The 17,631-nt window shown below is 72.7% G+C and carries 18 protein-coding genes and 1 tRNA gene; 10 read left to right on the top strand and 9 right to left on the bottom strand.

Annotated features, from left to right (window positions below; genetic code table 11):
- Positions 1-25: 25 nt before the first annotated feature.
- Both ACF068_RS20490 and ACF068_RS20485 read right to left on the bottom strand, forming a co-directional pair.
- Positions 26-538, bottom strand: coding sequence for an FHA domain-containing protein (locus tag ACF068_RS20490; RefSeq protein WP_392275665.1), 513 nt, complete (start codon positions 536-538; stop codon positions 26-28).
- A 10-nt stretch (positions 539-548) separates the two neighbouring features.
- Entirely contained in the window at positions 549-1,394 is an 846-nt protein-coding gene (locus ACF068_RS20485; protein WP_392275664.1) for an FhaA domain-containing protein, read from the bottom strand.
- A 651-nt stretch (positions 1,395-2,045) separates the two neighbouring features.
- On the opposite strand from ACF068_RS20485, the gene ACF068_RS20480 reads away from it, so the two are divergent.
- Positions 2,046-2,132: transfer RNA gene (locus ACF068_RS20480), tRNA-Leu, on the top strand.
- Positions 2,133-2,326: 194 nt separating this feature from the next.
- Here the strand turns inward: ACF068_RS20480 and ACF068_RS20475 are convergent.
- Positions 2,327-2,752, bottom strand: coding sequence for a MarR family winged helix-turn-helix transcriptional regulator (locus tag ACF068_RS20475; RefSeq protein WP_392275663.1), 426 nt, complete (start codon positions 2,750-2,752; stop codon positions 2,327-2,329).
- Positions 2,753-3,030: 278 nt separating this feature from the next.
- Between ACF068_RS20475 and ACF068_RS20470 the strand changes: the two genes are divergently transcribed.
- The 4 genes from ACF068_RS20470 (at position 3,031) to ACF068_RS20455 (ending at position 6,942) form a co-directional block, all read left to right on the top strand.
- The gene (locus tag ACF068_RS20470; protein WP_392275711.1) at positions 3,031-4,086 is read left to right on the top strand and encodes a hypothetical protein; all 1,056 of its coding nucleotides are present in this window, start codon (positions 3,031-3,033) and stop codon (positions 4,084-4,086) included.
- Between the two features lie 146 nt (positions 4,087-4,232).
- Positions 4,233-5,675: a DUF2252 domain-containing protein gene (locus tag ACF068_RS20465; protein WP_392275662.1), complete on the top strand. Its 1,443-nt coding sequence runs from the start codon at positions 4,233-4,235 to the stop codon at positions 5,673-5,675.
- Between the two features lie 54 nt (positions 5,676-5,729).
- The gene (locus ACF068_RS20460; protein ID WP_392275710.1) at positions 5,730-6,542 is read left to right on the top strand and encodes a hypothetical protein; all 813 of its coding nucleotides are present in this window, start codon (positions 5,730-5,732) and stop codon (positions 6,540-6,542) included.
- A gap of 55 nt (positions 6,543-6,597) precedes the next feature.
- Positions 6,598-6,942, top strand: coding sequence for a rhodanese-like domain-containing protein (locus ACF068_RS20455; protein WP_392275661.1), 345 nt, complete (start codon positions 6,598-6,600; stop codon positions 6,940-6,942).
- Between the two features lie 132 nt (positions 6,943-7,074).
- On the opposite strand, the gene ACF068_RS20450 is transcribed toward ACF068_RS20455, so the two are convergent.
- Genes ACF068_RS20450 through paaA form a run of 5 tightly spaced genes read right to left on the bottom strand, consistent with a single transcriptional unit; the run spans position 7,075 to position 10,608 of the window.
- Positions 7,075-8,136 (bottom strand): 2Fe-2S iron-sulfur cluster-binding protein, encoded by a 1,062-nt coding sequence (locus ACF068_RS20450; protein ID WP_392275660.1) that lies wholly within the window; start codon positions 8,134-8,136, stop codon positions 7,075-7,077.
- Positions 8,137-8,646 (bottom strand): 1,2-phenylacetyl-CoA epoxidase subunit PaaD, encoded by a 510-nt coding sequence (gene paaD, locus ACF068_RS20445; RefSeq protein WP_392275659.1) that lies wholly within the window; start codon positions 8,644-8,646, stop codon positions 8,137-8,139.
- Positions 8,640-9,374, bottom strand: a complete 735-nt coding sequence (paaC, locus tag ACF068_RS20440; protein ID WP_392275658.1) for a 1,2-phenylacetyl-CoA epoxidase subunit PaaC — start codon at positions 9,372-9,374, stop codon at positions 8,640-8,642. The genes paaD and paaC overlap by 7 nt, the downstream gene beginning before the upstream one ends.
- Positions 9,371-9,658: a 1,2-phenylacetyl-CoA epoxidase subunit PaaB gene (gene paaB, locus ACF068_RS20435; protein ID WP_392275657.1), complete on the bottom strand. Its 288-nt coding sequence runs from the start codon at positions 9,656-9,658 to the stop codon at positions 9,371-9,373. The genes paaC and paaB overlap by 4 nt, the downstream gene beginning before the upstream one ends.
- The gene (gene paaA, locus ACF068_RS20430) at positions 9,655-10,608 is read right to left on the bottom strand and encodes a 1,2-phenylacetyl-CoA epoxidase subunit PaaA (RefSeq protein ID WP_392275656.1); all 954 of its coding nucleotides are present in this window, start codon (positions 10,606-10,608) and stop codon (positions 9,655-9,657) included. The genes paaB and paaA overlap by 4 nt, the downstream gene beginning before the upstream one ends.
- Positions 10,609-10,727: 119 nt before the next feature.
- Between paaA and ACF068_RS20425 the strand changes: the two genes are divergently transcribed.
- Genes ACF068_RS20425 through ACF068_RS20415 form a run of 3 tightly spaced genes read left to right on the top strand, consistent with a single transcriptional unit; the run spans position 10,728 to position 13,617 of the window.
- Positions 10,728-11,645 (top strand): DUF5819 family protein, encoded by a 918-nt coding sequence (locus ACF068_RS20425; RefSeq protein WP_392275655.1) that lies wholly within the window; start codon positions 10,728-10,730, stop codon positions 11,643-11,645.
- Positions 11,642-12,937, top strand: coding sequence for an HTTM domain-containing protein (locus ACF068_RS20420; protein ID WP_392275654.1), 1,296 nt, complete (start codon positions 11,642-11,644; stop codon positions 12,935-12,937). The genes ACF068_RS20425 and ACF068_RS20420 overlap by 4 nt, the downstream gene beginning before the upstream one ends.
- Positions 12,934-13,617, top strand: coding sequence for a TrmH family RNA methyltransferase (locus tag ACF068_RS20415; protein ID WP_392275653.1), 684 nt, complete (start codon positions 12,934-12,936; stop codon positions 13,615-13,617). Before ACF068_RS20420 ends, ACF068_RS20415 begins: the two co-directional genes overlap by 4 nt.
- Positions 13,618-13,630: 13 nt before the next feature.
- On the opposite strand, the gene paaN is transcribed toward ACF068_RS20415, so the two are convergent.
- Positions 13,631-15,325: a phenylacetic acid degradation protein PaaN gene (gene paaN / locus ACF068_RS20410; protein ID WP_392275652.1), complete on the bottom strand. Its 1,695-nt coding sequence runs from the start codon at positions 15,323-15,325 to the stop codon at positions 13,631-13,633.
- Positions 15,326-15,448: 123 nt separating this feature from the next.
- On the opposite strand from paaN, the gene ACF068_RS20405 reads away from it, so the two are divergent.
- Together ACF068_RS20405 and ACF068_RS20400 are read left to right on the top strand one after the other, a co-directional pair.
- Positions 15,449-16,999, top strand: coding sequence for a 3-hydroxyacyl-CoA dehydrogenase (locus tag ACF068_RS20405; protein WP_392275651.1), 1,551 nt, complete (start codon positions 15,449-15,451; stop codon positions 16,997-16,999).
- Positions 16,996-17,589: a TetR/AcrR family transcriptional regulator gene (locus ACF068_RS20400; RefSeq protein WP_392275650.1), complete on the top strand. Its 594-nt coding sequence runs from the start codon at positions 16,996-16,998 to the stop codon at positions 17,587-17,589. The genes ACF068_RS20405 and ACF068_RS20400 overlap by 4 nt, the downstream gene beginning before the upstream one ends.
- Positions 17,590-17,631: the final 42 nt, after the last annotated feature.

The raw sequence follows: 17,631 nt of genomic DNA, 5'->3' as shown, positions 1-17,631 counted from the left end.
CTCGCTCCGCTCGCTCATTGTCGTACTACTTCCGCAGCTCGATGACGGTCTTGCCGATGCGGATCGGCGCGCCCAGCGGAATCGGTGTCGGGGTGGTGAGTCGGGTCCGGTCGAGATACGTGCCGTTGGTGGACCCGAGATCCTCGACGATCCACTGGCCGTCACGGTCCGGGTAGATCCTGGCATGCCTGCTGGACGCGTAGTCGTCGTCCAGGACGATCGTGGAGTCGTGCGCGCGTCCCAGGGTGATCGTCTGCCCCTGGAGGGCGACCGTGGTGCCCGTGAGGGTGCCCTCGGAGACGACCAGTTTGGTCGGGGCCCCGCGGCGCTGACGACCGGACTGCTGGCGCTGCTGCGGCGGTGCCGCCGCCTGCTGCCGGGCGGCCTGCTGCGGGCGCGCCGCCTCGCGGCGCGAGCCGCGCTGCGTGACGCGCGTCCCGAACAGGTCGCTGCGGATGACCTGGACGGCCACGATGACGAACAGCCACAGTACGGCGAGGAAACCCAACCGCATGACCGTGAGGGTCAGCTCTGACATTGCCCCCGCTTCACCCTTCGGCTTGCCGGTAAACGATGGTGGTACTGCCCACGACGATCCGCGAGCCGTCGCGGAGCGTAGCGCGGGTGGTGTGCTGCCCGTCCACCACGATGCCGTTGGTGGACCCGAGATCCTGGATCGTCGAGGGCGTTCCGGTCCGGATCTCGCAGTGGCGGCGCGATACGCCGGGGTCGTCGATCCGCACGTCGGCCTCGGTGCTGCGACCCAGCACCAGCGTCGGGCGGGAGATCTGGTGGCGGGTGCCGTTGATCTCGATCCAGCGGCGCACCTGGGCGCCGGGCACGTGGCCCGCGCCCGGCGGGCGGCCGGCGGCGGGCGGCCGGCCGGCACCCGGCGGCGGGGCCGCCGGCATGGGCGGGGCGGCCGCCGGGGGGTAGCCGTAGCCACCGGGCCGGCCGGCGGGCGGTGCGCCCGGGCCGGCGTGGCCGGCGGGGCCGGCCGGGGCCTGCGACTGTGACGTACTCGACGCGAGGGTCCGGCTGCGCACCCGGTACAGACCCGTGTCCAGGTCGTCGGCCTTCTCCAGGTGGACCTTGATCGGGCCCATGAAGGTGTACCGCTGCTGCTTGGCGTAGTCGCGGACCAGGCCCGACAGCTCGTCGCCGAGCTGGCCCGAGTAGGGGCTGAGGCGCTCGTAGTCCGGCGCGCTCAGCTCCACGATGAAATCGTTGGGGACGACGGTCCGGTCGCGGTTCCAGATCGAGGCGTTGTTGTCGCACTCGCGCTGGAGGGCGCCCGCGATCTCGACCGGCTGGACCTCGGACTTGAAGACCTTGGCGAAGGTGCCGTTGACCAGACCTTCGAGACGCTGCTCGAAACGCTTCAGGACTCCCATGGGGCACCTCCTCCGTCGTTGCCGTCCTGGTACTGCTTACTGATCGTATCCACGCGTCGGGAAATCGGCTGGTTCCCCTTCTCTGCCCTGTGGACGAGTGTCACCTCTCACAGGGATCGTAGAGGCGCCCTCCGGACAGTGTCCCGCACCTGAGGCGCACCCAGGAGGAGTGGGTACGGCGCGAAGTCGTTCCCCGTTCCGCGTGTGGTGTCTCCGGGGCGTCCGCGGCGGGCCCGCGGGGTGGCCCGGGCGCGGCCGTGCTGCTGGTCGGAAGGGACTCCGGGGGCGTTCCGTGGTGTCTCCCGTGGTGGTCGAGGCGGCGGGGTGGTGCGGGCGTCGTGCGGGTCGCGCGGGGGATGTGCGTGGGGTGTGCACGTGTGGGGCGTGTGTTGCCGGGGCGGTGGCAGGGGCGGGGGCGTGCGGGGGGCGCCCGGTGACGGAGGCCGGTGTGCGCGTGGCTCGTGTGTTCCGGTTCGCACGCCGGTTCCCTCTCCCGTACCCCCTCGGCTTCCGTCCCTTCCCCTCTCTGTTCGCGGTCCGGGTGCTCGAAACAAACGGATGTGAATCCACCTCCCGCGTCGTGCTAATCTTCAGATGTCGCCAGGGGGACGCACCGGGGAAACGGTGGGAAACCAAGCGGCAACACCCAATGCGCGGGTGGCGGAATAGGCAGACGCGCTGGATTCAGGTTCCAGTGCCCGCAAGGGCGTGGGGGTTCAACTCCCCCCTCGCGCACCATGAGAAACCGATGAGACGGGTTCTCGCCAGGACGAAAGTCCGGGCGAGGGCCCGTCTCTCGTTGTGTTGCCGCCGCCCCCGGGGCGGTGCGTGGTGACGGAAGTCACGTGTCCCGTGGTGGCGGCCGGCGGCGGTGGCTGCCACCGGCGTCCGGTGGCGGTGGCGGTGGCGGTGGCGGTGGCGGTGGCGGTGCGTCAGGTCGTGCGGTTGTAGCGGAGCAGGTACGCGGCGAAGCGGTCGAGGTCCTCGGTGGGCCAGTCGGCGAGGCGCTCCTGGTACGCGGCGCGGCGGCTCGCCTGGGAGGACGACAGCACCCGGGTGCCGGCCTCCGTGGGGTGCAGCACCTGGACGCGGTGGTCGTCGGGGTCGGGCCGGCGTTCGACGAAGCCCAGCTTCTCCAGCGCGGCGACCTGCCGGCTGACGGTCGACTTGTCGAGCAGATAGTGGGCGGCGAGGTCGGTGGCCCGGCAGCCCTGCTGGTCGTCGATGTGTGCGAGCAGCGTGTAGGAGACGAGCGAGAGCTCCGGGTGGAGCCGCGCGGCCGTGGCCCGGGCGCGGCGGGCGAACGCCGTCAGCTCCCGCTGGATGGTGTCGACCGACTCGTCGCGTCCGGCTGGCATGTGGGGGGTCACCTCTCCTCGCGGCTTCAGTTGTATAGTACAACGATAGGGAAGGTTGCAAAAGCCAACTGCTGGAGGTTTCCGTCATGTCGTCCTCGGCGTCTCCGGGGTCCTCGTTGTCCTCGGGGTCCTCGGTGGCCTCGGTGTCCTCCTCCTCGCCATCGGCCCCGGCGCGGAGGGCGCACGCCGGTATCGGCACCGGTAAGGCGGCCGGCACCGGTACGGGTACCGCGGCCGCGCTGCGTCATGTGCTGGCGCACCTGCTGACGCCCCTGCTGATGTGCGTCGGCATGGGGCTCGCGTACCTCGGCGCCTTCCACGCCCCCCACCCCCATGATCTTCGGGTCGACGTGGTGGGGTCCGGACCCCGCGCCCAGGTGCTGGCGCAGACGCTCCAGGACGAGGCCGACGGCGCCCTCGACGTTCGTACGGTCGCGGGGCGGGACGAGGCGGTCGGGGCCCTGGAGGCGCAGGAGGTCTTCGGGGCGTACGTGCCGGGAGCACGGCCCGAGCTGCTGGTCGCGTCGGCCGCCTCGGACACCAGCGCCACGGTCGTGCGGAAGGTCTTCACGGAGGTCGCGGCGGAGCAGGGCGCCCCGTTGGAGGTCACGGACGTGGTGCCCGTGTCGAAGGGGGACCCGACAGGGCAGGGCGTCTTCTTCCTGCTGGTGGCCCTGTCGATCGGCTCGTACGCCTCGGTGGCGGTGATCGGCGGGGCCGGGGCGGTGCTGCCGCTGCGGATCAGGGCGCTGCTCGCGGTCGGGACGTCGCTGGTCGTGAGCGTGATCGGGGCGGTGTTCGCCGGGCCGCTGTTCCACCTCGTGGACGAGGGGCTCGGCGGTGTCTGGGCGATGGCGTGGCTGTACTCGGCGGGGATCCTGCTGATCGGCGTGGGGCTGCACACGTTCCTGAAGCGGTGGACGACCCTGGGCGTGATGGTGCTGTTCGTGATGCTGAACTTCACCAGCTCGGGCGGGGTGTTCCGGCCCGAGCTCCAGCCCGGGTTCTTCGCGTCGCTGCACGCCTTCTGGAACGGCGCCGGGTTCGTCGAAGGGGTGCGGGCCCACGTCTACTTCGGTGGCCACGGGCTGGGGCGCGACGTGCTGGTGCTGGCCCTGTGGCTGCTCGCGGGCCTGGTGGTGCTGGGGGTTGCGGGGGCGGCGGAGTCTTCGCGGGTCCGTGGAGCCGGTGGGGCCGGGGAGGCTGCCGTAGCCGGTGACGCGGCCGGTGGGGCTTCCGGTGGGGCAGCGGATGGGGCCGGTGGGGCAGCGGATGGGGCGGCCGGTGGGGCTTCCGGGGCGGAGGAGGAGATGGAGGAGACCGTCGCGGTGTGATCGCGTGCCGCTCGGGAAGGAGCGGCGGCGGGATCGGGCCGGGTCGGAGTGTCGTCCACAGGTGGTTGTCCACAGGCAGGGACGGCCGGCCGGTGACGGAGGTACGGTCTGGGGCAACTGGGCGATGGTGAACGGGGGCGGACCTCATGGGTGACATCGGGACGGCGGGGCCGGAGCGGAGCGGGACCGGTGGCGGCGGGCGCATACCGGTGGTGCCGGGGTTCGCCACGGCGGTCCGCGGCCGGGGCGAGGAGTCGCCCAAGAAGCGGGGCAAGGCCCTGCGGGAGCGGGTGCCCCGGTCGTCGCACGGCCACCTGGAGCCCGCCGCCGGGCGGCCCGACGCCGTGCGGGCGGTGGAGGAGTCGAACCGGGGACGCGTGGCGGGCCTGACGCCGATACGCGTGGGGCGGATGGCGGCCACGCCGTTCGCGTTCCTGCGCGGGTCCGCCGGGCTGATGGCCCATGACCTGGCGGGCACGCCGGTGACCGGCATCGGCGCCCAGATATGCGGGGACGCGCACGCGGCGAACTTCGGGCTGTACGGCGACGCGCGCGGCGGGCTCGTGATCGACCTGAACGACTTCGACGAGACCGTGACCGGCCCCTGGGAGTGGGACGTCAAGCGGCTGGCGACCTCGCTGGTGCTCGCCGGACGGGAGGCGGGCGCCGACGAGGACGTCTGCCGGGCGGCGGCGTTCGACGCGGTGGGCGCCTACCGGCGGACCATGCGGTTGCTCGCCGGACTGCCGGTGCTGGACGCCTGGAACGCGATCGCCGACGAGGAGCTGGTCTCGCACACCGACGCCCGGGACCTGCTGGGCACGCTGGAGCGGGTGTCGGAGAAGGCGCGGGGCAACACCAGCGCCCGGTTCGCCGCCAAGGCGACGGAGGAGTGCCCGGACGGCGGACGGCGGTTCGTGGACGCCCCTCCGGTGCTGCGCCGGGTGCCGGACGCCGAGGCGGCGGCGGTCGCCGCCTCGCTGGGCGCGTACACCGGCACGCTGCCGGAGGACCGGCTGCCGCTGCTGGCGCGGTACGCGATCCACGACGTGGCGTTCCGGGTGGTGGGGACCGGGAGCGTGGGGACGCGGTCCTACGTGGTGCTGCTGCTGGACCACCGGGGCGAGCCGCTGGTGCTCCAGGTGAAGGAGGCGCGCCCCTCCGCGCTGCTGCCCCACCTGCCGGCGGCGGGCTTCCCCGTGGCGGACGTGGAGCACGAGGGACGGCGCGTGGTGCTGGGGCAGAAGCGCATGCAGGTCGTCAGCGACAACCTGCTGGGCTGGACGACGGTCGAGGGCAGGCCGTACCAGGTACGCCAGTTCCGCAACCGCAAGGGCAGCGTGGACCCGGCGGCGCTCTCGGCCGACCAGGTGGACGACTACGGGCGGATGACCGGGGCGCTGCTGGCCCGGGCGCACGCCCACAGCGCCGACCCGCGACTGATCGCCGGGTACTGCGGCAAGAACGACGAGCTGGACGACGCGGTCGCGCGGTTCGCCGTGGCGTACGCGGACCGGACCGAGGCGGACCACACCGACCTGGTCGCGGCGGTGCGCGGCGGGCGCCTGGCCGCCGAGCTGGGGGTGTGACGCGTCGGGGCCCGGCGCCCGTACGCTGGTCGGGTGACGACCCCGAACGACGACGTGACCGGTGCCCCGACCGCCGACGAGGCCGACGCGGCCGAGCGCCCCGAGGCCCGGCTGGAACGGGCGGTGCGCGCGGCGGAACAGGCGCTGATCGAGTTCGAGATCGCGGTGGAGACGTTCCGGGTGGAAGTGGAGAACTTCTCCCGGCTGCACCACCAGAAGCTCGGCCCGATGTACGCCCGCCTGGACGAGCTGGACGCGCTCATCGCCGAGGCGAGGGCGGCCAGGTCCGGAGACCCCGAGGACGCGCGCAAGGCGCGGGAGGCGCGCGCCCTGGTGATGCCCATGCCGGGCGTCGACGAGCTCTTCAACGACTGGATGGGCTCCGACGGTCTGTCCCCCGAGGCCTCGTCGATGCTCACGGACCAGCCGGTGCAGCCGCCCCGGAGGGTCCGGCCGAGCGACGAGGCGCGCAAGCTCTACCGGGACCTGGCCCGCAAGGCGCATCCGGACCTGGCGCGCGAGGAGGGCGACCGCAAGCGCCGCGAGGAGTTCATCACCCGGGTCAACGCCGCCTACGCGCGCGGGGACGAGGCCCTGTTGCGGGAGCTGTCGGAGGAGTGGGCGGCGGGTCCGGTCCCGGCGGCGGACCGGCTCAGCGAGAGCGAGGAGCTGTACGCCCGGCTGGAGTGGCTGGCCCGGCGCAAGGAGCTGCTCACCGTGGTGGCGCGGGACCTCGAGGACAGCGCGATCGGCGCGATGCTGCGGATGGCGCCCGAGGACCCGGACCGGCTGCTGGAGGAGATCGCCGAGCAGCTGCTGGCGCAGGTCGCCGAGCGGGAGGCGGAGCTGGCGGGACTCGCGCCGTAGCGGTCGCGCGGTGCAGTAGCGTCGGAGGCATCACTACCGAGAGAAGGCCTGATCCATGAACTTCGCACCGCTGCCCACCGTGGACGCCGCGTCGGTACCCGCAGACGCACTGGTGCTCGACGTCCGGGAGGACGACGAGTGGGCGGCCGGGCACGTCGAGGGCGCGCTGCACGTGCCGATGAGCGACTTCGTGGCCCGGTTCGGTGAGGTGACCGAGGCGGTCGCCGACGGGCGCCGAGCCTATGTGATGTGCCGGGTCGGCGGCCGGTCGGCGCAGGTGACCCAGTACCTGGTGCAGCAGGGCATCGACGCGGTGAACATCGACGGCGGGATGCTCGCCTGGGAGGGCGCCGGGCGCCCCATGGTCGCCGACAACGGCGGCGCCGCCTTCGTGCTGTAGCCGCCGGCGCAGCCGGGGTGGCCGGCCAGGCCGGCCGACGCGCGCCCCCGCCCTCCCGCGCACCTCGACCTGACGGCCTGTCAAGACCGAGCAGGTTCCAGGGGAACGGAAGGGGCGCGGGCACCACCCGGCTCAGCGGTCGAAGTCGAGCTCCACCTCCGGAGTGACCGGGTGCGACTGGCACGCCAGTACGTAACCCGCGTCGGTCTCCTCGCTCTCCAGGGCGTAGTTGCGGTCCATGCGGACCTCGCCGGTCACCAGGAACGCGCGGCAGGTGCCGCAGACGCCGCCCTTGCACGCGTACGGCGCGTCGGAGCGGCTGCGCAGGACCGTCTCCAGCAGCGACTCCCCTTCCTGGACCGGCCAGGTCCCGGACCGGCCGTCCAGGGTGGCGGTCAGCGTGGCGTGCGCCGGCGCGGCGGCCGGCCGCACGGTCGTGGGGGCCGAGCCGTCGTCCACGTGGAAGATCTCCTGGTGGATGCGGCCGCGGTCCACCCCCAGGCCGCGCAGCGCCCGCTCGGCGCCGGTGACCAGGCCGAACGGCCCGCACAGGAACCAGCCGTCCACCTCGTCGACCGGCACCAGCGCGGGCAGCAGCCCGGTGAGCCGCTCCTGGTCCAGCCGCCCGGACGGCAGCCCCGACTGCTGCTCCTCCCGGGACAGCACTGTCACGAGCTGGAAGCGGTCGGGGTAGCGGTCCTTCAGGTCGGCTACCTCCTCCAGGAACATCGTGGAGGCGGCCGTACGGTCGCTGCGGATCAGGCAGAACCGGGCTTTCGGTTCGCGGGCCAGCAGGGTCGAGACCATGGACAGCACCGGGGTGATCCCGCTGCCGCCGACGACGGCCGCGAAGTGCCCGGGGCGGGGAGGCAGCAGGAACCGGCCCATCGGTTCCATCACCTCGACCGTGTGGCCGACCGCGAGCTCCTTCAGGGCATACGTCGAGAACTCGCCGCCGTCGACGAGCCTGATGCCCACCCGGAGCACCGGGTCCTCGCCCTCGGGGGTCGCGGGGGAGCAGATCGAGTACGTACGGCGGATCTCCTCGCCGTCCGCGCCCTGGCGGCGCAGGGCGAGGTGCTGGCCGGGAACGTGGCGGAAGGTCTCGCGCAGCTCGGGCGGCACCGCGAAGGTGACGGCGACCGAGTCGTCCGTGAGCCGCTCGACGTCGCTCACCCGGAGCGGATGGAACATCTACAACTCCTTGAAGTGGTCGAACGGTTCACGGCAGGCGGTGCAGCGGCGCAGCGCCTTGCAGGCCGTCGAGGAGAAGCGGCTCAGCAGCTCCGTGTCGGTCGAGCCGCAGTGCGGGCAGCGGATGGCCAGCGTGACCGGCACGGGCCCGCCGCCGGCGCCCTGGTGGCGGGGCGGCGCGATGCCGAACTCGGCCAGCTTGCGGCGGCCCTCGTCGCTGATGTCGTCCGTCGACCAGGCCGGGGAGAGGACCGTGACCACGGAGACCTCGGGCACCCCGTGCTCATGGAGCACGCGCTCGATGTCCGAGGACATCGCCTCGATGGCGGGACACCCGGTGTAGGTGGGGGTCAGCTCGACCTTCACCCGGCCGGGGGCGAGGACCTCGACCCCCCGCAGGACGCCGAGCTCCTCCAGCGTCAGCACGGGCAGCTCCGGGTCCGGGACGGAGCCGGCCAGCCGGCTCAGCTCCTCCTCCAGCGCCGTCGTGCCGGCCGTGCCGGTCACCACGACGCCCCCGGGTGGCTGCGGTGCAGGTGCTGCATCTCGGCGAGCATCCGGCCGAAGCTTTCGGTGTGCAGGCCCTGGCGGCCCGCACCGGCGCTCCAGGCCCCCGTACGAGGGCCGTCGGGCAAGGTGAGCGTGGCCCGCTCCAGGACCGCCGTCACCGACGCCAGCCAGTCGGACTCCAGCTCGGACCAGTCGACGTCCAGCCCCTCCAGAGGCTGGAACAGCTCGCCCGTGAAGCCCCACAGCGCCGTGCAGGCCCGCTGCATGCGCTCATGGCTCTCGGCGGTGCCGTCGCCGAGCCGCAGGGTCCACTGCTCGGCGTGGTCCTGGTGGTAGGCGACCTCCTTGACCGCCTTGGCGGCGAGACCGCTCAGTCCCTCGCCGCCGGTGTCACCGGTCGTGGCGGCCAGCCGACCGTACAGCAGCCGCTGGTAGGTGGAGAAGTACAACTGCCGGGCGATGGTGTGGGCGAAGTCGCCGTTCGGCTGCTCGACCAGCTGGACGTTGCGGAACGCCCGCTCCTCGCGCAGGTACGCCAGCTCGTCCTCGTCACCGGCGAAGGACAGCAGCACCCGCGCCTGGCCGAGCAGGTCCAGCGCGATGTTGGCCAGCGCGACCTCCTCCTCCAGGACCGGGGCGTGGCCGGCCCACTCCCCCAGCCGCTGCGACAGCACCAGGGCGTCATCGCCGAGGGCGAGCGCCGCGGCGGTGTTCACGGTGGCGGTCACAGGTTCTTCACCCCTTCCGGCACCTCGTAGAACGTCGGGTGCCGGTAGGGCTTGTCGGCGGACGGCTCGAAGAACGGGTCCTTCTCGTCGGGCGAGGAGGCGGTGATCGCCGTGGACGGCACCACCCAGATGGAGACGCCCTCGCTCCGTCGCGTGTACAGGTCACGGGCGTTGCGCAGGGCCATCTGCGCGTCCGGTGCGTGCAGGCTTCCCGCGTGCGTGTGGGACAGCCCGCGGCGCGAGCGCACGAACACCTCCCACAGCGGCCAGTCGCTGGTCGTCATGCCGTCGCCTCCCCGTGCTTGGCCGCGTACGCCGCCGCGGCCTCCCTGACCCAGGCGCCGTCCTCGTGGGCGCGGCGGCGCTGGGTGATGCGCTGTTCGTTGCAGGGCCCGTTGCCCTTGAGGACCTCCCAGAACTCCGTCCAGTCGATCGGACCGAAGTCGTAGTGCCCCCGTTCCTCGTTCCACCGGAGGTCGGGGTCGGGGAGGGTGAGGCCCAGTGCCTCCGCCTGGGGCACACAGATGTCCACGAACCGCTGCCGCAGCTCGTCGTTGGAGTGCCGCTTGATCTTCCAGGCCATGGACTGCGCCGAGTGCGAGGACTCGTCGTCCGGCGGACCGAACATCATCAGCGACGGCCACCACCAGCGGTCCACCGCGTCCTGCGCCATCGCGTGCTGCTCCGGCGTCCCCCGGGACAGGGCGAGGAGCGACTCGTACCCCTGGCGCTGGTGGAACGACTCCTCCTTGCAGATCCGCACCATCGCGCGCGCGTACGGACCGTAGGAGCAGCGGCACAGCGGAACCTGGTTGGTGATCGCCGCGCCGTCCACCAGCCAGCCGATGGCGCCGACGTCGGCCCAGGTCAGCGTGGGGTAGTTGAAGATCGAGGAGTACTTCTGGCGGCCGGTGTGGAGCTTGTCGAGCAGCTCGTCGCGCCCGGTGCCGAGGGTCTCGGCGGCGCTGTAGAGGTACAGCCCGTGCCCGGCCTCGTCCTGCACCTTGGCCATGAGGATCGCCTTGCGGCGCAGCGAGGGCGCGCGGGTGATCCAGTTGGCCTCCGGCTGCATGCCGATGATTTCCGAGTGCGCGTGCTGCGCGATCTGCCGGACCAGCGTCGCGCGGTACGCCTCCGGCATCCAGTCACGCGGCTCGATCCGCTCTTCGGCGGCCACGGCGGCGTCGAACACCGCCTCGTACGCCTCCTGCGTGTCCGCAGTCACTGCCGTCATCGGGCCCCCTACCGACCGATCGTTCGGTTGAATGACTTCAATGGTGAGTCGGCGGCCCGTATGGTGTCAACCCTGTGGATAACTCCGGCGGATCGATGGGGAACGGGGAACGGGGCGGGATGGACTCGTACGACAAGGAGGCCGGTGCCCTCGGCCGGCGCGCCACCGGCCCGGAAGGCCCCGCCCCGGTGCCCCCGCCGGCCGGCAGCACACCGGCGCCGGCCACCGGCCCGGAATCCCGCCCCGGGGAAGGCTCCGTCCCGGCCCCGGGGCGCCCCACCGCATCCACGGCCGCCGACTGCGCCGACCGGGCGACCCCCCGGGTCCCGGCGCCGCCCGGCGCCCCGGACGACGGGGCGGCGGACGGAGCGGCCCCCGCCGGCGCGGCGGCGCTGTCGTTGCCGTACCAGGTCGTGGCGGCCGTCTCGCTCGCCGTCATCGGGATGTTCGCCTGCCTCCACCTGGCCATGACGTTCCTGCACGTGGCGCCGTCGAACACGCTCACCAAGCAGCACGGTGAGGCCGTGGACGACTGGGTCTTCCCCGAGTTCGAGCAGAACTGGAAGCTCTTCGCCCCCAATCCGCTCCAGCAGAACATCGCCGTCCACGTCCGGGCCGAGGTGGTGGAGGGCGACGGGGACCGGCGGACCACCGGCTGGATCGACCTCTCCGCCGACGACGGCGAGGCCATCCGGGGCAACCTCCTGCCCAGCCATGTGAACCAGAACGAGCTCCGCCGGGGCTGGGACTTCTACGTGAACTCGCACACCGACGACAACCGCCCCCACGGCATGCGCGGGCAGCTCTCCGAGCGCTACGTCCGGCGCATCGCCATGCTGCGGCTCGAGGCCCACCACCTGGGCGGCAGGATCGAGCGGATACAGATGCGCTCCGCCACGAAGGGCGTCGAGGCTCCGGTGTGGAGCGACGAGAAGGCCGACACCCGGACCTACTACCGGGTGCTGCCCTGGTGGACCGTGACCGCGGCGGACCTGCCCGGTGGCATCAGCGGCGGCCGTACGGAGGCGGAGAAGTGAACCGGAGCAGCGCCCCCACGCCCACCCCGTCGGCCGGCACCCCCGCCCCGGCCCCCGCCCCCGGCACCCCGCCGTCCGGCGCCCGGGCGCACCGGACGCGGCCCCCGGGCGCCGAGCCGGTGGACCGCCGGCTCGCCCGCGCCGTGCGGCGCGTCACCGGGACCGCCCTCGGCCCGTACCAGGCCGCCGTCGTGCGCATCGGCTTCTCCGCCGCGTGGCTGCTGTTCCTGCTGTGCGAGTTCCCCCGCCGCCACGAGCTGTACGGGCCGGACGGCCCCTGGTCGTGGGACATGGGCCAGCAGCTCATCGCCAACAACCACGCGTTCACGGTCCTGATGTGGTCGGACAGCCCGCTCTGGTTCGAGACCGTGTACGCGCTCGCGGTCCTGTCCGGCGTCCTGCTGCTGGTCGGCTGGCGCACCCGCACCATGTCGGTGCTGTTCATGGTGGGCGTGCTGTCGCTCCAGAACCGCTCGATCTTCATGGGCGACGGCGGGGACAACGTCATCCACCTGATGGCGATCTACCTCGTCCTGACCCGGTGCGGCCGGGTCTGGTCCCTCGACGCGCGCCGTGCCGCCCGCCCCGGGGCCGGGCGCGACCCGCTGGGTCCGGTCCTCTGGGGGGCCCTCGCCCTGGGGCTGGTGGCGACGACGCTGTTCCTCGACCGCACCGGTGAGCCATGGCTCCTGGTGCTGCTGTGGCTGCTGTGGGCCGCGCAGGGGGTGTGGTGGCTGGTGTGCCGGTACGCCCCGGGCGAGCCCCGCCTCCTGGCCGACGTCATCGCCAACCTCGTCCACAACGCCACCCTGGGCGTGATCATGGCCGAGGTGTGCCTGATCTACGCCACGGCCGGCTGGTACAAGATCCAGGGATCGCGCTGGCAGGACGGCACCGCGCTGTACTACCCGCTCAAGCTGGACTACTTCACCCCCTGGCCGTTCCTGTCCGACCTGTTCGCCGCCAGTGGCGTGATGGTCATGGTCCTCACCTACGGCACGGTGATCGTGCAGGTCGCCTTCCCCTTCACGCTGTTCAACCGGAAGGTCAAGAACGTCCTGCTGGTGGCGATGATGCTGGAGCACGCGGGCATCGCGCTGCTGCTCGGGCTGCCGTTCTTCTCCCTCGCCATGATCGCCGCCGATGCCGTCTTCCTGCCCACGGTGTTCCTGCTCCGGCTGGGCGCCGGTGTCCGGCGCGGCCGGGACCGGCTGCTGTCGCGCGCCGGGCGGGAGCCGTCGCGGCAGCGGCCCGGCATCGAGGCGGACGCCCCCCGTACCCTCGTGGGGTGAGCAGCGAGACCCCACTCCAGTACGACGACGGTTACGGCACCGAGGTCGGCGTCGGCCCGCACCCCCGGCCCTGGCCGGAGGACGAGCGGTACGACCCCGAGCTGCTCGCCGACGGCGACCGGCGGAACGTCGTCGACCGCTACCGGTACTGGCGGCGGGAGGCGATCGTCGCCGACCTGGACACCCGCCGCCATGACTTCCACGTGGCCGTGGAGAACTGGGGCCACGACTTCAACATCGGGTCCGTCGTCCGGACCGCCAACGCCTTTCTGGCGAACCAGGTCCACATCGTCGGCCGGCGGCGCTGGAACCGGCGCGGCGCCATGGTCACCGACCGCTACCAGCACGTGCGCCACCACCCGGACACCGAGTCGCTGACCGCCTGGGCGGCGGCCGAGGGGCTGCCGATCATCGGGATCGACAACCTCCCCGGCGCCGTGCCGCTGGAGCGCACGGAGCTGCCGCGCCGCTGCGTCCTGCTGTTCGGGCAGGAAGGGCCGGGCCTCACGGAGGAGGCCCGCGCGCACGCGACGATGGTCTGCTCGATCGCCCAGTTCGGCTCCACCCGCTCCATCAACGCGGGCGCGGCCGCGGCGATCGCCATGCACGCCTGGGTGCAGCGGTACGCGGAGATCTCCTCCCGGGACACGGGCCCGGGAGGAGCACCGGCAGGGGCCTGACCCCGGGCCGCCGCTACGCGGGGCGGCGCACCTCGACCACCCGGAAGCGGTTGGCCACGAAGGCGCTGTCGCACAGGGCGGCGTTGGCCGCCGGGTTGCCGCCCGAGCCGTGGAAGTCGGAGAACGCCGCGGTCTGGTTGACGTACACCCCGCCCGTGAGGTTCAGCGAGAGCTGGGCCGACTCCTCCAGGCAGACCTCCTCGACCGCGCGCTCCACGTCCGGCGAGGTCGTGTACGCGCCGACCGTCATAGCGCCCTTCTCGCGCACCGTGCGCCGCAGCAGCTCCAGGGCGTCGGTGGCCGACTCGACCGATACGGCGAAGGCGACCGGGCCGAAGCACTCGGACATGTACGCCGCCTCCGCGTCCGGCTTGGAGCCGTCCAGCTTGAGCAGCACGGGCGTCCGGACGACGGCATCGGGGAAGTCGGGGTTGGCGACCTCCCGCGAGGCCAGCGCGACCTCACCGAGCCCGGCGGCCGCTTCCAGCCGGGCCTTCACGTCCGGGTTGACGATCGCGCCCAGCAGGGCGTTGGCCCTGGCGTCGTCGCCGAGCAGTCCGTCCACCGCGGCCGCGAGGTCGGCGACCACCTCGTCGTACGACTTGGGGCCGGCGTCCGTGGCGATGCCGTCGCGGGGGATCAGCAGGTTCTGCGGGGTGGTGCACATCTGGCCGCTGTACAGGGACAGCGAGAAGGCCAGGTTGGACAGCATGCCCTTGTAGTCGTCGGTCGAGTCCACGACGACCGTGTTCACGCCTGCCTTCTCGGTGTACACCTGCGCCTGCCGGGCGTTGGCCTCCAGCCAGTCGCCGAAGGACGTGGAGCCCGTGTAGTCGATGATCCGGATCTCCGGGCGGACGGCCAGGTCCTTGGCGATGCCCTCGCCGGGCCGCTCGACGGCCAGCGCGACCAGGTTCGGGTCGAAGCCGGCCTCGGCCAGCACCTCACGCGCCACCCGGACCGTCAGCGCCAGCGGGAGCACCGCGCGGGGGTGCGGCTTGACCAGGACCGGGTTGCCGGTGGCCAGCGAGGCGAACAGGCCCGGGTAGCCGTTCCACGTCGGGAAGGTGTTGCAGCCGATCAGCAGCGAGATGCCGCGCGGCACCGCCGTGAACGCCTTGCGCAGCTCCAGCGGGTCCCGCTTGCCCTGCGGCTTGGACCAGTCGGCCGTCACCGGGGTGCGGACCTGCTCCGCGTACGCGTACGCCACCGCCTCCAGGCCGCGGTCCTGCGCGTGCGGCCCGCCCGCCTGGAACGCCATCATGAACGCCTGACCGCTGGTGTGCATCACCGCGTGCGCGAACTCGTGGGTCCGCGCGCTGATGCGGGCCAGGATTTCCAGGCAGACCAGGGCGCGGGTCTCGGGACCGGCGTCCCGCCAGGCGCCCATGCCCGCGCGCATGGCGGGCAGCAGGACGTCCACGTCGGCGTGCGGGTACTCGACGCCCAGCTCCGGGCCGTACGGCGAGACCTCGCCGCCGGTCCAGCCGTCCGTACCCGGCTGGTCCAGGTCGAAGCGGGCGCCGAGGGTGGACTTGTGGGCTTCGAGGCCGTCGGAGGCGCTCAGCGAGCCGTTCTCCCCGTACGCCTTCGGGTGCTCGGGGTGCGGGGACCAGTAGGCCCGCGTGCGGATGGCTTCGAGGGCCTGTTCCAGCGTGGAGCGGTGCCTCTCGGTCAGGTGGTCGGTGGTGAGCTGAGCGGCGGCCATGGCGGACCAACTCCTCGTCGAGCTGGGCAGGGACAGGCGGACAGGGCTAGAGTAACCGAACGATCGGTCGGGACAAGGGGGCCTCCCGAACCTGTGGACGACTCATCGGGGAGGATCACTGTCATGACCGACAACATGGCCATCGAGCGGAGCCGTACCGTCGCCGTCGTGGGCACCGGCACGATGGGGCAGGGGATCGCACAGGTCGCGCTGGTCGCGGGCCACCCGGTACGCCTCCACGACACCGTGCCCGGCCGTGCCCACGAGGCCGCCGAGGCGATCACCGCACGGCTCGGCCGGCTCGTCGAGAAGGGCCGGATGTCGCCCGGGGAGCGGGACGCGGCGGCCGGCCGCCTCCACCCGGCCGAGAGCCTCGCCGACCTCGCCGACGCCGCTCTGGTGATCGAGGCGGTCGTGGAACGGCTCTCCGTCAAGCAGGAGCTGTTCACCGAGCTGGAGAAGATCGTCGCCGACGACTGCCTGCTCGCCACCAACACCTCCTCCCTGTCCGTCACCGCCATCGCCGGGCCGCTGCGCGAACCCGGCCGGTTCGTCGGCCTCCACTTCTTCAACCCCGCGCCGCTCCTCCCGCTCGTCGAGGTCGTCAGCGGCTTCGCCACCGACGAAGGGGCCGCCACGCGCGCGTACGCCACCGCCGCCGAGTGGGGGAAGACACCGGTGCGCTGCGCCGACACCCCCGGCTTCATCGTCAACCGCATCGCCCGCCCCTTCTACGCCGAGGCGCTGCGCCTGTACGAGGAGCGGGCCGCCGACCCCGCCACCATCGACGCCGTCCTGCGCGAGTGCGGCGGTTTCCGGATGGGCCCGTTCGAGCTGACCGACCTGATCGGACAGGACGTCAACGAGGCCGTTACCCGGTCCGTCTGGGACGCTTTCCACCAGGACCCGAAGTTCACCCCCTCGCTCGCGCAGCGGCGCCTGGTCGAGTCGGGGCGCCTGGGCCGCAAGACGGGCCGGGGCTGGTACGCGTACGCCGACGGCGCCGAGCGGCCCGCACCCCGCACCGAGGCCCCCGCCCCCGCGCCCGTGAAAATCGGCGTCCACGGCACCCTCGGCCACGCCGAGCCGCTCGTCGGCATGATCGAGGAAGCGGGCATCAAGGTCCGGCGCCACAAGCGCGGCAACCACATCCTCCTGCCGGGCGGCGGTCACCTCACCCTCGCGGACGGCGAAGCGGTCTTCGAGTACGAGGGCGAGGAGATCATCTACTTCGACCTCGCCCACGACTACACGACCGCCACCCGGATCGCTCTCGCCACCGCCCCGACCACCTCGCCCGAGACCCTCCAGGAGGCCGTCGGCCTCTTCCAGGCCCTCGGCAAGGACGTCACCGTGATCGGCGACGTCCCGGGCATGATCGTCGCCCGTACCGTCGCGATGCTGGTCGACCTCGCCGTGGACGCCGCCGACCGCGGCGTCGCCTCGGCCGAGGACATCGACACCGCCATGCGCCTCGGCGTGAACTACCCCGCCGGGCCCTTCGAGTGGGCGGCCCTGCTCGGCTACGAGAAGGTCGCCGATCTGCTCGACGCCCTCCACACGCGTTACCCGGCCGGCCGCTACGCACCCTGCCTCGGCGTCATGCGCCGCCAGTACGAGGAGCGCGCCGTGCGGGACGCGCGGGCCATGACGAAGGACCGGGACAGCCGATGACCACCGCCAAGCGGGACACCTACACCCCCGAGACCCTGCTCTCCGTCGCCGTCCGGGTCTTCAACGAGCGCGGCTACGACGGCACCTCCATGGAGCACCTCTCCAAGGCGGCCGGCATCTCCAAGTCCTCGATCTACCACCATGTGGCGGGCAAGGAGGAGCTGCTGCGCCGGGCCGTCAGCCGGGCGCTCGACGGCCTCTTCGCGGTCCTCGACGAGCCGGGCGCCACCGGCGGACGGGCCATCGAGCAGGTCGAGTACGTCACCCGGCGCACCGTCGAGGTCCTGATGGACGAGCTGCCGTACGTGACGCTGCTGCTGCGCGTACGGGGCAACACCAAGACCGAGCGGTGGGCCCTGGAGCGCCGCCGCGAGTTCGACCACCGCGTCGCCGACCTGCTCAAGGCGGCCGCCGCCGACGGCGACCTGCGCGCGGACGTGGACATACGGCTGGCCACCCGGCTGCTCTTCGGCATGGTCAACTCCCTGGTGGAGTGGTACCGGCCCCAGCCGGGGGGCGAGGCCGAGCGCCGGCAGGTCGTGGACACCGTGGTCCACCTGGCCTTCGACGGGCTGCGCACCAGCCGCTGACCGCCCGGTACCGGCCGGGCGGGGGCCGGGGCGTGGGGAACG

Origin of the sequence: Streptomyces sp. NPDC016309, assembly GCF_043077235.1 — a bacterium.
Taxonomy (GTDB): Bacteria; Actinomycetota; Actinomycetes; order Streptomycetales; family Streptomycetaceae; genus Streptomyces.
Note: the sequence above shows the minus strand (reverse complement) of the source record. Positions and strands in the feature narration are given on the sequence as shown.

Coding starts and splice junctions, on each gene's coding strand:
- ACF068_RS20490 (WP_392275665.1), bottom strand. CDS start 538: ATGTCAGAGCTGACCCTCACGGTCATGCGGTTGGGTTTCCTCGCCGTA.
- ACF068_RS20485 (WP_392275664.1), bottom strand. CDS start 1,394: ATGGGAGTCCTGAAGCGTTTCGAGCAGCGTCTCGAAGGTCTGGTCAAC.
- ACF068_RS20475 (WP_392275663.1), bottom strand. CDS start 2,752: ATGCCAGCCGGACGCGACGAGTCGGTCGACACCATCCAGCGGGAGCTG.
- ACF068_RS20470 (WP_392275711.1), top strand. CDS start 3,031: ATGTGCGTCGGCATGGGGCTCGCGTACCTCGGCGCCTTCCACGCCCCC.
- ACF068_RS20465 (WP_392275662.1), top strand. CDS start 4,233: ATGGGTGACATCGGGACGGCGGGGCCGGAGCGGAGCGGGACCGGTGGC.
- ACF068_RS20455 (WP_392275661.1), top strand. CDS start 6,598: ATGAACTTCGCACCGCTGCCCACCGTGGACGCCGCGTCGGTACCCGCA.
- ACF068_RS20450 (WP_392275660.1), bottom strand. CDS start 8,136: ATGTTCCATCCGCTCCGGGTGAGCGACGTCGAGCGGCTCACGGACGAC.
- paaB (WP_392275657.1), bottom strand. CDS start 9,658: ATGACGACCAGCGACTGGCCGCTGTGGGAGGTGTTCGTGCGCTCGCGC.
- paaA (WP_392275656.1), bottom strand. CDS start 10,608: ATGACGGCAGTGACTGCGGACACGCAGGAGGCGTACGAGGCGGTGTTC.
- ACF068_RS20425 (WP_392275655.1), top strand. CDS start 10,728: ATGGACTCGTACGACAAGGAGGCCGGTGCCCTCGGCCGGCGCGCCACC.
- paaN (WP_392275652.1), bottom strand. CDS start 15,325: ATGGCCGCCGCTCAGCTCACCACCGACCACCTGACCGAGAGGCACCGC.
- ACF068_RS20405 (WP_392275651.1), top strand. CDS start 15,449: ATGACCGACAACATGGCCATCGAGCGGAGCCGTACCGTCGCCGTCGTG.
- ACF068_RS20400 (WP_392275650.1), top strand. CDS start 16,996: ATGACCACCGCCAAGCGGGACACCTACACCCCCGAGACCCTGCTCTCC.